We start from the raw sequence: 12,782 nt of genomic DNA, 5'->3' as shown, positions 1-12,782 counted from the left end.
TCGTCTCCGTATCGTAATAGTGGTGTCCTGAATACATTGCCGCCTATGCCATTTCCTTCGCCTGCTTTGGCTTCGCGACGGTGCCGGTGATGCCCTGCCGCTCCAGGCTTGCTATGTGGTCCGCGCTCAGTCCAAGCACGCGGCTCAACACCGCATCGGTGTGTTCGCCCAGTGTCGGCGCGACATTGCGGATGGGCACGGGGCCCGACCCGGTCCTGAACCACGCAGTGCTGGCCGTGTAGGTGCCGATATGGGCGCGCTCGACTTCACGCCAGAATCCGCGCGCTCGCAGGTGGTTGTCCTGCAGCACCTGCGACATGGGGCGCACCACGCCGGCGGCGATCCCGGCCTGTTGCAGCAGGTGCATTGCCTCTTCGGCGTGGCGGGCCAGGCACCAGGACTGGATCGCTTGCTCGATCCTGTCCTCCTCGGCGCGCCGGCCCGCTGCCTGCGCCAGCCGCGGATCGGCCGCGAGGTCTGCCCGGCCGATCGCGCGGCACAGCGCGGGCCAGTCCGCGTCGGTCACCGTCAGCACGATCCACGCATCGTCGCCGGCGCAACGGAAGCACCCATGCGGCGCGTACATCGGATGGCGATTGCCCTGGCGCGGCGATACGGTGCCGCAGAGGGATTGCTCCAGCATGAACGGCGCGGCCATCGGCAACATGGCCTCCACCTGCGACAGGTTGATGTGCCGCCCCTGCCCCGTCGCTTGCTGGACAAACAGGGCGAGGAGGATCGCCGCGCCGCCATTGAGGCCACCGATCGGGTCGCCATAGGCGTATGACGTCATCGCCGGCGGACCATCCGGGTGCCCCGTGTATAGCGGCAGCCCGCTGGCCTGCTCGAGCGTGCCGCCGTAGGCGCGGGTATTGCTCCACGCATTGCCGAGCCCGAAGGCCGGCATCGACAGCATGACAAGCCGTTCGTTTCTGGCGCGCAGCGCTTCGTAGTCCAGGCCCAGCTTCGGCAAGACCTCGGCGGAGTAATTCTCGATGACCGCGTCGGCGCCTTCGACCAGCTGCAGCAGCAACTGCTTGCCTTCGGGCCGTGTCAGGTCCAGCGTGATGCCCAGCTTGTTGCGGTTCATCAGGTTGAAGTTCGAGTTCTTCTCGTACAGCCTGTCCCGATAGAACGCCTCGGTGAAATTGGCACCGCGCCACCAGTCGGGGTAGGCGGTGCTTTCGACCTTGATGATCTCCGCGCCGAAGTCGGCCAGCGTCCTCGCCGCAAGCGGCCCCGCCCAGCCCATCGTCAGGTCGACGACGCGAAGTCCTTGCAGCGGCAAGCGCTCGCCGGCCGTTCGCCTCAGCTCCAGGCGCGGGCGATGATCCAGTCCCGAGGTCCGATAGTGCAGGGTATGCGCGCCCTTTGCCGGCGCCTTTCCACCGGGCAGCGGACCCGCCGCATCGAGGCGTAGCGGCACGACCGGGCCTTCAAACGATGCCTCGCCCACGCCGACCGGTACGAACGCGCCCCGCTGCCGATGCACTGCCTGGCCAAGCAGTGTCTCCATGGAGGGCACGACCACGGCGGGATGCTTCTTGTCGCCCAGGATCTCGAACCACTGGCGGGCCGTGCGTGTCAGGAACGCAGGCATCAGCAATGCGTCGATGTCGTCCGCGTGTGCCATCCGCTCCGGGCCGCTTGCGTAGCGCGGATCGCTGCCGAGGTCCGGACGTCCGATGGCATCGCACAGGCCCCTCCACTGCGGCAGGGTGTGCGTAAAGATGCCGATCCAGCCTTCGGCAGTCTGGTAGATCCCCGCCGGATGCGTGCCGCAGAACCGGTTGACGCCAAGGCGCTGGAGCGGATGGCGATTGTCCTGCACCATGCCCGCTTCCATCTCGACCACGCTGAAGATGGATTCGTGGGCACTCAGCACATAGCGGCGGCTGCCCTGCCCGCTCCCGATCAGCGCCGCGACGGCGGCCGAGAATGCGCTCAACCCCACTACGATCGCCGACTGCACGTCGTGCGGCATGTGTGGCGGCCCGTCTGCGGGGCCGCTGCCGTGCACGGCGCCGGCAAGCCCGCGGCACACGGCTTCGGCGCCCGCGTAGTGGCTGTACGGCCCGCTCTCGCCGAACCAGGTGAGTGCCACCTCGATTGGCTCGTGTCCCCGCGTTTCATCGCCCGCGCGCTGCCAGACCGGTGTGCCGAGAATGCCAGGGCCTTCGGTCAGGGCACGGGCGTCCAGCACCACGTCGCAGGTTTTCGCCAGCTCGGCCAGCCATGCGCTGTCCCCGGCGTTTGCGTCATCCGCGGTGACGCTGCGCTTGTTGGTGTTCAGCCATGCAAAGAGCGCGCTTTCCGGCCGCGCGCCCCCCGCTGCGCTGACCATGGGCGGCATCTGCCGCCAGTCGTCGCCGGCCGGGCTTTCCACCTTGATGACTTCGGCGCCGAAGTCTGAGAACAGCTTGCCCGCGTACGCCAGCGCCGGCCCGCTGCCGACTTCGAGCACGCGCAGCCCACCCAGCGCCAGCTGCGCCGGGTCAATACCATGCTTGATCATGGAAGCCTCCTGGCTCTGTGTATGGACTCGTCAGGCACGGCGCTTACCACGCATCGATGAAGCCGCGGCGCTCCCTGCGGCTGCGCACTTCCGCGGATGCGATGCCCTGTGCGATCCACTTCCGTGTCTGCGCGGGGTCGATCACCGCGTCGATCTCGACCGCAGCCGCGGTGTTGATCGCGTGGCCGCGCTCGTAGGACTGGGCCACCAACCTGTCGAACAGCGCCTTGCGCTCGGGACCATCCGGTACCGCCTCGAGCTCCTTCTTGAAGCCCAGCCTGACAGCGCCTTCCAGGCCCATCGGGCCGAACTCGCCGGTCGGCCACGACACGGTGAAGCTTGCCGAGCGGAAGCCACCGCCCGCCATGGCCATGGCGCCAAGGCCGTAGCCCTTGCGCAGCGTCACCGCCAGCAAGGCGACGCGCAGCTTGGCCGCCGTCAGGAACATGCGCGACACGTGCCGCACCTGTGCGCGGGCCTCGACCTCCGGCCCGACCATGAACCCGGGGGTGTCGATCAGCGAGACGATCGGCAGCCCGTGCGCATCGCACAGCTGCATGAAGCGCGATGCCTTGTCCGCGGCATCCGCATCGATGGCGCCGCCAAGGTGATAGGGGTTATTGGCCATGATGCCGACCGGCTGCCCTTCCACGCGGGCCAGCGCGGTGTGGATGCCCGCGCCGAAGCCGCTGCGCAGCATCAGCACGCTGCCGACGTCGGCGATGCCCTCGATGGCCTTGCGGGTGTCGTAGACGCGCAGCCGGTTCTCGGGGACGACATGGCGCAGCGCCAGCGCCTCCGGCGCGCCCCAGTGCGCCACGCGCCCCTGGAACATGGACAGGTAGTGCCTGGCCGCCTGCACGGCTTCGGCCTCGTTGTCGACCAGGATATCGACCACGCCGTTGGCATGCTGCACCGATGCGGGCCCGACCTCCTCGGGACTGAAGATGCCGAGGCCGCCGCCTTCGATCATGGCCGGTCCCGCCATGCCGATGTTGGCCGACCGGTCGGCAATGATGACGTCGCAGCAGCCGAGAAAGGCCGCGTTGCCGGCGAAGCAGCGTCCCGAGACAATGCCCACCACCGGCACATTGCCGCTCAGTTCGGCAAAGGCGGCGAACGACGGCTGGTACAGCCCGGACACCGAAGGGAAATCCACGTCGCCGGGCCGGCCGCCACCGCCTTCGCCAAACAGCACCAGCGGCAGCTCGTCGCGCAGCGCCACCTCCACGATGCGGTCGGTCTTGATATGGTTGCGCTTGCCCTGCGTTCCGGCCATCACCGTGGCGTCGTAGGCCATTACCGCGCTGCGTGCCCGCTCCTTGCCGACCAGTTCGCCGTTGATATTGCCGATGCCCGTGATCAGGCCATCCGCCGGGGTGTTGACGATCAGGTCCTGCTGGCTGCGGCGCGAAGCCTGCGCGGCGAGCGCCAGCGCGCCATACTCGACGAAGGTATCCGGATCGCACAGGTCCGCGACGTTTTCGCGCGCGGTGCGCTGCCCGCGCGAGCGGCGCCTGGCGACTGCATCGGGACGCGCGGCGTCATCGAGGTAGGCATGCCGGTCCAGTACGCGCTGCAAATCCGCGCGGATCGCATTGGGATCGACCTGCTGCGCGGCGGCTATGGAGATGCCTTCGGCCTCAAGCTGCTCCAGTACGATTAGCACCTGGTTTTCGGCTGCCAGCGCGCCCGGCTCCAGCCGCAGGTCGACCACGCGCCCGCCGCATGCCGCGACGATGGCGTGCTCCATCTTCATGGCGTCGAGCACCGCGACCGTCTGCCCCGGCTTGACGATCTCGTCCAGCGCGACGGCAATCTCCACCACCCTGCCGGTCAGCGGTGCGCGGATCGCCACCAGGCCCTCGCTGACTTCCTCTTCCGGCTCGGCATGGCGCGGCGCATGCGCGTGCGAAGGGCCGGCCGAGCCGCCCAGCAACGCCTCCTGCGCGCGTCCGGCTTGCGCGATGGCCTCCGCCGATGCGGTCAGTTCCTGCACGATCGCTTCGAAGTGCCGGGTATGGACATCCTGCGCGAGGAAATCGTCTCGCTGCGCCAGCGCGCGCAGCAGGTTGAGGTTGGTCGGCACGCCGGCGATGCGGAACTCCGCCAGGCTGCGCTGCAGGCGCCGCACGGCCGCGTCGAATTTCGGCATTGCACTGCTGACGATCAGCTTGGCCAGCAAGGTGTCGAAGTTCGGCGACGGTTCATAGCCGGCATAGCCATGGGAATCGACGCGGACGTCGGGACCCGAGGGCGGATCGAAGCGCTCCAGGCGGCCGTGCGCCGGCCGCGCCAGGCCTTGTGCGTCGGTCATCTCCGCGTTGATGCGCACCTGGATGGCATAGCCCCGGGCTTGCGGCGGCGCAGCGGGGTCCAGGCCGAGACCGGAGAGCGTCTGCCCCGCCGCAATCCCGATCTGCAGCGCGACCAGGTCGACGCCGGTGACCTGCTCGGTGATGGTGTGCTCGACCTGCAAGCGGGGATTGGCTTCGATGAAAACGAAATCCTTCTGCTCGCCGGATTCGGTTTCCTCGACCAGGAACTCGAAGGTGCCCAGGCTCTGGTAGTTGACGCGGCGCGCCAGCCTGAGCGCCGCCTTGATGATCTGCTCGCGCAACTGCGGCTTGAGCACCGGGCTGGGGGCGATTTCCACCAGCTTCTGGAAGCGGCGCTGCAAGGTGCAGTCGCGTTCGCCGAGGGCAATGACGTGCGCGCCGTCGCCGGCAATCTGCACTTCGATATGGCGCGCGCGGGCAACCAGCCGCTCGGCGTAGACGGCATCGATGCCGAACGCCGAGCCCGCCTCGGAGCGGCAGCGCGCATAGGCTTCAGCCAGCTCTTCGCGTCGGCGGACCACGCGCATGCCGCGGCCGCCGCCGCCGCCAACGGCCTTGATCACCACGCCGGCGCCGCCTTGCCTGTCGAAGAAGCCGGTGATTTCCTCGAGCGAGGCTGCGCCACGTGTCGCCGGCATGACCGGAACGTCGCTGTCGGCCGCCAGTTCAAGCGCCCGCCCCTTGTCGCCGAACAGCGCCAACTGCTCGACGGTGGGGCCGATAAAGCGGATGCCGGCGTCGTGGCAGGCCTGGGCAAAGTCGGCCCGTTCGCTGAGGAATCCATAGCCCGGATGGATCGCATCGCAACCGGATGCCTTCGCCGCGGCAATGATGCCCGCGATGTCTATGTACGCACCCGGCCCGGCACCGTCGAGGGCAATGGCCTCGTCGGCAAGGATCCGGTGCAACGCGCCCTGGTCGTCTTGCGAATAGACCGCGACGGTTCCGATCTCCAGATCGCGTGCGGCGCGCAGGACGCGCAGCGCGATCTCCCCTCGATTGGCGATCAACAGCTTCTTCAATGCAGTCTCCTCGTTTGTATTTCGATGTCTGTGCAGTGCCCCCGACGCCTGGCCCGGCCGCTCAGGGCCGGATGCCAAAGCGGCTGAGGCCGGCTTCGCGCAGCGGCGCCGCCAGGTTGGCGAACTCGCACAGCAGCGTGCGGGTCTCGCGCGGGTCGATGATGTCCTCGATGACGAACGCTTCCGCGCTGCGGAAAGGCGACGTCAGGCTGCGCACGCGCAGCTCGATTTCCGCGCGCTTCTGCACCGGATCGTCGGCGCCTTCGATCTCGGCCTTGTAGGCGACATCGAGGCCGCCTTCGATCGGCAATGCGCCCCAGTTGGCGGAGGGCCAGGCATAGCGGAAATTGAAGCGCCCCATGTGCTGGTGGCCGGCTGCCGACACGCCGTAGGCACGGCGCAGGATCACCGAGCACCACGGCACCGTGGCCTGGTAGAGCGCCGCCAGCGCGCGCACGCCGTAGCGCATGATCCCTGCCTTCTCTGCCTCGAGTCCGACCTGGAACCCGGCCGTATCGACCAGGTTGACCACCGGCAGATGGAAGGCCTGCGCCATGTCGACGAAGCGCGTGAATTTCTCGGCGCTGTCGCTGTCCCAGCTGCCGCCATGGAAGGACGGGTCGCTGGCGATCACCGCCACCGGCCAGCCATCCAGGCGCGCGAGCGCGGTGATGACGGCGCGGCCCCAGTGCGTGCCGATCTCGAAGAAGGAATCGGCGTCCACCAGCGTCTGCACGATGGGCCGGATCCTGTAGTCGGCCCGGCTATCCCGCGGGATAGCCGACAGCAGCCACTCGTCGCGGCGCGCCGGGTCGTCGCCGGGTTCGCTGCGCGGCGGCAGTTCGAATACGGAAGCCGGCAGGTAAGACAGGAACTGGCGCGCCCGCACGAAGGCCTCCTGCTCGGTGCCGACCTCATCGTCGACCACGCCGTTACGGGTGTGGATCTGGCTGCCGCCCAGTTCGTTCTTGCTCAGCTCCTCGCCCACGCGGGCCACCACCGATGGCGGGCCTTCGCTGAACAGTTGCGAGGTTTCCCTGACCATCAACGAATAGTGGCTGGCGGCCACGCGCGCCGCGCCCATGCCCGCCACCGATCCCAAGGCCAGCGATACCACCGGCACTACCGACATGTTCTCCACCACGTGTTGCCAGACCTTCATGGTGGGAATCAGGGTATGGCCCTTGATCTCGATATTGCGCACCGAGCCACCGCCGCCGGTGCCGTCGACCAGACGGATCATCGGCAAGCGCAGGTCGTGCGCCATCTTCTCCGCATGGATCAGCTTGTCTCCCACAGCGCCCTCATTGGCACCGCCGCGCACGGTGAAGTCGTCCCCCACCAGCACCGCCGGCCGGCCGCCGACCTGCGCGCGGCCCATCACCAGGTTCGAGGGAACCAGGTCCACCAGGCGCCCGTTGCTGTCATAGCGGCCGCTGCCGGTCAGCCCCCCGACCTCGCGAAACGAACCCGGATCGGCCAGTGCATCGATACGCTCGCGCACCGTCAGCTTGCCGGCCGCCTTGTGGCGTTCCACCTTGCCTTCGCCGCCCATCCGGGCAGCAAGCCGTCGACGGTGGGCCAGTTCATCGATTTCGGGCTGCCAGCTCACGGTCCTCTCCTGTGTCTTTGTGCGGGTCATGTGTCGCAAAACACTCCGCAGGAGCCGTGCCAGCCACAGGACACCTCAATCGGTCGTTGATTTCATTGAATAAATCCGCGGCCGTCGTTAGCATGTCCGCCATGAGTACACAAACGTGTCCGCACCAGAGGCACGCATGGAGACATCAAGTGTCCTCAATGACGACACAAGACAAGGATGGGGTCGCGCTCGGCGTGCTGGTTTGTGCTCGCGACGGCTCCAGGCTGGCGGCGATCGGCGTTTGCACCGAGCCCGCGATTGCCGACGCGGCCTTCACTGCCTGCGCGCACGCGCAGGCGCCAAGCCAGGGGCGCAGGCTTTTCCCTGTCGAGGCGGGCAACCGGCAATTCATCGGCCTGTGCCTGGAAGACGGCGACCACCAGCTGATCCTTCTGCATCGCGCCGACACACAGGCCGTGCTGCTCGACTTCCTCGGCACAGTGCCCTTCGCCGGCGCGATCCTGGACTACTTCCTGAATGACCCGTACCAGGCCATCACCGTGGTCGACAAGGCGGGGCAGGTGCGATTCATCAGCCCCGTCCACGAGAAATTCCTGGGCCTCGACACCGGTGCCGGCATCGGCCGCCCGGCGGCCGAGGTCATCCCCAATTCGCGTCTGCCGCAGGTGGTGGCCAGCGGGAAGGCCGAGATCGGGCAGTTGCAGCAGCTCGACGGCGCCACCCGCGTGGTCAACCGCATGCCGATCCGCCAGGACGGCGAGGTAGTGGGCGCCATCGGGCAGGTCATGTTCAAGGGGCCGGAAGCGCTGGTCCGCATGCACAAGGAACTGGTCGAGCTGCGCTCGGAAGTGGCACGTTACCAGCGAGAGTTTGATGGCCTGCGCGATCACCTGCGCGACGGCTTGCACGAGAGGCAACCGACGTTCGGCCTGATCGGCGAAAGCGCGCCGATGCAGCGCCTGCGCCGCGAAATCCAGACCGTGGCGCGACTCGACGTGCCGGTACTGATCCTGGGCGAAAGCGGCACCGGCAAGGAACTGGTGGCCCGCGCCATCCACGGCGCCGGAGCCGGGCCGGCGAGCGTGCGTCCGCTGGTCAGCCTGAACCTGGCTGCCCTGCCCGCCACGCTGATCGAGTCCGAACTGTTCGGCCATGCGCCCGGCGCCTTTACCGGGAGCCGGCGCCAGGGGCAGGCGGGCAAGCTGGAACTGGCAGCGGGCGGCACGGTCTTTCTCGACGAGGTCGCCGACATCCCGATGGAGATGCAGGTCAAGCTGTTGCGCGTGCTCGAAGACCACATGGTCGAACGCCTGGGCAGCCATCGCGCGCAGCGGGTCGACTTCCGGCTGGTCTCGGCCACCAACCGCGACATTCCCGAGCTGATCGATGCCGGACGGTTTCGCCTGGACTTGTACTACCGGCTCAGCGGCGTGGTGCTGCGCATCCCGGCGCTGCGCCAGCGGCGCGAGGACATCCCGGCCTTGCTGCAGCATTTCCTCGACGCCTTCTGCGCGCGCAATGGCATGCCGGCGCCAGGCATCGACCACGAAGTGGCGCGCTACCTCGCCGGCCAGCCATGGCCCGGCAATGTGCGCCAGCTGCGCCAGCGCATCGAGGAAGCACTGGTCTTCTGCGATGGCCGGACGCTGCGCGTGGCGGACTTCGCGCGCGGCGCATCGGCGCGCGGCCTGTCCGGGCCGGAAGTCCAGCCCCCGGTGCATGCGGCCGGACAAGCGTATCCGTACGAGACTTCCGCGGCGGACGACCCGCCATCGCCCGCTTCCGCATTGCAATCTACAAGCGAGCCTGCCGCGGGCATGAGGGAGCTGGCCTATGCCGCGGTGATGGACGCCGTGGCGCGCCATGGCGGCAACAAGAAACGCGCGGCCGAGCAGCTGCGGATCTCCCGCTCGCACCTGTACAAGATCCTGGAACGCGGGCCGCACGCATCGCGATCGAAATAGGGGCGCGCCGCTGGGCTGCCGGCTGCCGGGCCGCCTGGCGCCCTATCGGTACTGTGGCCGATGTCGATAGAATGTGCTCCGACCGATCGCGACCGGGCCTGACCAGCGCCTGCATTCATGAGCTACGAGAAACTCGATACGCTGTGGCCGCAACTGCATAGCCTGATCAAGCTGAGTGAACTTGGCAGCTTCACTGCTGCCGCGGTCCAGCTTGGCGTCAGCAAGGGGACTGTGAGCCTGCGCATTGCAGAGCTGGAGCGTGCCGCGGGGGTGGCGCTGGTCCGGCGCACGACGCGCAGCGTCAGACTGACCGAAGCCGGCGAAAAGCTCGTCGAAACTACCCGCACCTCGTTCCAAGCAATCGAGCAGGGCTTCGGCAATATCAGCGACGCGGCAGGTCCGCCACGCGGACTGGTGCGCGTGACCGCGCCGGTGGCGCTGGGCCGGCAGCAACTGGTGCCGCGCCTGCCCGCGTTCCTGGAAGCCTATCCCGAGGTACGCATCGAGCTTGAGCTGTCGGACAGCTTCGCGTCGCTCGCCCGTGAAGGCTTCGACCTGGCGGTCCGGCATGCTTCGGCGGCGCCGGATACGCATATTGCCTGGACGCTGTGCCGGACCCAGGCCGTGCTGGTTGCCTCGCGCACTTACCTGCGCAAGTCCGGCACCCCGCAAACCCCGGCCGAGCTGGCCGGGCACAACTGCCTGCACTACTTCCGCCGCGGCGAACAGCCGAGCTGGAGCTTTGTGCCGACCCGCGGCGCGTCGAGCCGGCAAAGCGTCGGCATTCGCGGCAGCTTTGCGGCGAACAACAGCGAAGCGCTGCGCGATGCGGCGCTGAACCACCTGGGGATCGCACTGGTGCCGGATTTCACCGCCCAGGCCGACCTGGCAAGCGGCAAGCTTGTCCGGGTCCTGCCGGGCTGGCGTGCCGCCGGCGCCTTCGGGGATTTCATCTTCGCCATCCGGCCCTATGGCCCGTTCGTGCCCCGTGCGGTGCGAAGCTTTGTGGACTATCTGCGGCAGGCGATGAAGGACGGCTTTACCGTCGGCAGCTAGCGCCATTCCCGCCGGCACGGCAAACGCACGCCGCCAGCCATTCAAATACACCGCCCACCCCCTGGCAAGCCGCGGCCTCGCGCTGAATCAGTCTTGACATAGCATTCTCGATACACAATACTAAATCAACTTTCATTCTTTTTTTGAGAACGTCACCGCAAGGTGCCGTAGCCGGTGTGGAGCTTGCCGAACTTGAAATCTTCCAGGCCGTCGCACGCGAACAAAGCATCACGCGGGCGGCCAGGACGCTGGAACGGGTGCAATCCAATGTCACCACTCGCATCAAGCAGCTGGAGGAAAGCCTTGGTGTTTCGCTGTTCCAGCGTGACAGCAAGAAGATGATCCTGACGCCCGAAGGCCAGCGCCTGCTGGGCTATGCCGAGCAATTGCTCGCGCTGGCCGAGGAAGCGCGGCAATCCATGCGCACCAGTGCGCCGAGCGGCAGGCTGCGCCTGGGCTCGATGGAAAGTTCAGCGGCAACCGTGCTGCCAAGGCCGCTGGGGCGCTATCACGCGGCCTGGCCGGATGTCGAACTGACCGTCACGACGGGCACCACGCAATTCCTGGTCGACGCCGTGCTGGCGCACCGCCTGGACTGCGCGGTGGTGGCCCATCCAGGCACGGGCGCGCCGCGCAGCCTCGATGTCGCCGCACTGGGCGAGGGGCTCGACGGTGTTTTCCTGCGGACCGAAGAGCTGGTGCTGGTACTGCCCGCCACGCATCCGAAGGTTCGCCAGCCCAGTGACGTCACGCTGCGGCATCTGGCAGCCTTCGCCCGGGGTTGCACCTATCGGCAGTGCGCCGAAGCCTGGCTGGAGTCGGGCGGCGAGGAGATGCGCCGCCGGCTCTCCGTGGTGGAAATGCCTTCCTATCATGCGATCTTTGCCTATGTGTCCGGAGGGTCCGCCGTCGGCATCGTGCCGCGTTCCCTGCTGGCGCTGCACCCGGATGCGGCGGAATTCCATACGGTGCCGATCAGGCCGGTCCATACCTTCCTGGTCAGGCGATCCGGCTTCAGCACCTCCGCATACGAGACCTTCCTGCGGGAACTGCGCCATGACTGACCGGTGCTGGCGCGCACGCCCTTGCCGGACGCAACCGCTTTATGCCCGGAGCGCTTAGGCGCCTGGCGATTCAACCAAGGAACTGCATCATGGAATCATCGAAGCCTCTGGACAACGGCACCGCCCTGCTTGCGCGCCTCCATCTGTCCGCGCCGATCATCCAGGCGCCGATGGCAGGCGTCGGTACGTCCGCGCTGGCGGCTGCCGTGTCCGAGGCCGGCGGCCTCGGTTCGCTCGGTGTCGGGGCGATGGACGCCGAGGGTGCGCGCAAGGCGATCCGCGAGACGCGGGCCCTGACCGGCAAGCCGTTCAATGTCAACCTGTTCTGCCATGCGCCGGCCCGGACTGATCCCGCGCGCAAGAAGGCGTGGCTCGACTATCTGGCCTCGCACTTCACGAAGCATGGCAGCACGGCGCCCACCACGCTGCGCGAGATCTACAAGAGCTTCGTCGAGGACGAGGACATGCTCCGCATGCTGCTGGAAGAGAAGCCCGCGGTCGTGAGCTTTCATTTCGGCCTGCCAGCGCAGCAGAAGATCGATGCCCTGCGCGACGCGGGCATCGTGCTGCTGGCCAGCGCGACGTCGTTGCAAGAGGCCCGCCAGATCGAAGCAGCGGGCATCGACGCCATTGTCGCGCAAGGCATCGAGGCGGGCGGCCATCGCGGCGTATTCGATCCCGCCGCCTACGACGAGGGCCTCGGGACGCTGGCGCTCGTGCGCATCCTGGTGCAGAACACCAGCCTGCCGGTCATTGCGGCCGGCGGCATCATGGACGGCGCGGGCATTGCCGCGGTACTGGCGCTCGGCGCGCAGGCGGCGCAACTTGGCACCGCCTTCATCGCCAGCCCTGAGACATCGATCGATGCAGCCTATCGCGACGCGCTCGCGGCGGACAGCAAGCGCCCCACCACGCTTACGCGCGCCATCTCCGGCCGCGCCGCCCGGGGCTTCACCAATCGCTTCACGGAACTCGGCGAGCATCCAGACGCGCCGGCCATACCCGACTACCCCATCACCTATGACGCCGGCAAGGCGCTTCATGCCGCCGCCAAGGCCACGGGAAGCGCCGACTACGCGGCCCAGTGGGCGGGACAGGCGGTACCGCTGGCGCGAGCGCTGCCCGCGGCCGAGCTCGTCGAACGGCTGCAGTCAGAATTGCGGGATGCGATCGCGCGCCTGGCCTCGCTGCAACGCGTGTCCGCATAGGCTCGCCGTGC

7 protein-coding genes are annotated in these 12,782 nt (G+C 67.8%); 4 read left to right on the top strand and 3 right to left on the bottom strand.

Annotated features, from left to right (window positions below):
- Positions 1-43: 43 nt before the first annotated feature.
- The 3 genes from VSR71_RS13455 to VSR71_RS13445 all read right to left on the bottom strand — a co-directional run bounded on the left by VSR71_RS13455 (position 44) and on the right by VSR71_RS13445 (position 7,488).
- Positions 44-2,515, bottom strand: a complete 2,472-nt coding sequence (locus tag VSR71_RS13455) for a CoA transferase (RefSeq protein ID WP_342914354.1) — start codon at positions 2,513-2,515, stop codon at positions 44-46.
- A gap of 43 nt (positions 2,516-2,558) precedes the next feature.
- Positions 2,559-5,876: an acetyl-CoA carboxylase family protein gene (locus VSR71_RS13450; protein ID WP_342914353.1), complete on the bottom strand. Its 3,318-nt coding sequence runs from the start codon at positions 5,874-5,876 to the stop codon at positions 2,559-2,561.
- Positions 5,877-5,937: 61 nt separating this feature from the next.
- Positions 5,938-7,488: an acyl-CoA carboxylase subunit beta gene (locus tag VSR71_RS13445; protein ID WP_342914352.1), complete on the bottom strand. Its 1,551-nt coding sequence runs from the start codon at positions 7,486-7,488 to the stop codon at positions 5,938-5,940.
- Between the two features lie 188 nt (positions 7,489-7,676).
- On the opposite strand from VSR71_RS13445, the gene VSR71_RS13440 reads away from it, so the two are divergent.
- From VSR71_RS13440 to VSR71_RS13425, 4 genes are all read left to right on the top strand, one after another.
- Positions 7,677-9,443, top strand: coding sequence for a sigma-54 interaction domain-containing protein (locus VSR71_RS13440; RefSeq protein WP_342914351.1), 1,767 nt, complete (start codon positions 7,677-7,679; stop codon positions 9,441-9,443).
- 117 nt (positions 9,444-9,560) lie between these two features.
- Positions 9,561-10,499, top strand: a complete 939-nt coding sequence (locus tag VSR71_RS13435) for a LysR family transcriptional regulator (RefSeq protein WP_342914350.1) — start codon at positions 9,561-9,563, stop codon at positions 10,497-10,499.
- A 176-nt stretch (positions 10,500-10,675) separates the two neighbouring features.
- On the top strand, positions 10,676-11,563 hold the full coding sequence (locus VSR71_RS13430) for a LysR family transcriptional regulator (protein ID WP_342914349.1): 888 nt from the start codon (positions 10,676-10,678) through the stop codon (positions 11,561-11,563).
- A gap of 89 nt (positions 11,564-11,652) precedes the next feature.
- On the top strand, positions 11,653-12,771 hold the full coding sequence (locus VSR71_RS13425; protein ID WP_342914348.1) for a nitronate monooxygenase: 1,119 nt from the start codon (positions 11,653-11,655) through the stop codon (positions 12,769-12,771).
- The last annotated feature ends 11 nt before the right edge of the window (positions 12,772-12,782 follow it).

The sequence above is a fragment of the Cupriavidus oxalaticus genome (assembly GCF_038900635.1).
Classification (GTDB): domain Bacteria; phylum Pseudomonadota; class Gammaproteobacteria; order Burkholderiales; family Burkholderiaceae; genus Cupriavidus; species Cupriavidus oxalaticus_B.
Note: the sequence above shows the minus strand (reverse complement) of the source record. Positions and strands in the feature narration are given on the sequence as shown.